This is a genomic window from Citrobacter sp. TBCS-14 (genome assembly GCF_005280805.1).
Taxonomy (GTDB): Bacteria; Pseudomonadota; Gammaproteobacteria; order Enterobacterales; family Enterobacteriaceae; genus Citrobacter; species Citrobacter gillenii.
This window is the reverse complement of the sequence record NZ_SZWM01000331.1, coordinates 1-201: the sequence shown is the minus strand read 5'-3', so window position 1 is coordinate 201 and position 201 is coordinate 1. Positions and strand designations below refer to the sequence as shown.

The window sequence follows — 201 nt, the reverse complement described above, 5'->3', positions numbered from 1 at the left end:
ATGCGCTACTGACGCGCGGATTTGATGATGCGTTCCTGGCTCCGCATTCGCGCTATGCCGATTTTCCTGCTGCGCTTATCCGGGACTACACCGATCTCGAGATTTTTGCCGAGACAGAAGAGGGAGATGCCTACCTGTTTGCCAGCAAAGATAAACGTATTGCCTTTGTGACGGGTCATCCGGAGTATGACGCCCATACGC

At 53.7% G+C, this 201-nt stretch carries 1 protein-coding gene; it reads left to right on the top strand.

From position 1 onward, the window contains the following. Positions 1-201, top strand: a 201-nt coding sequence (locus tag FDX22_RS15355) for a homoserine O-succinyltransferase (protein WP_186805316.1), incomplete at both ends; no start/stop codon positions are given.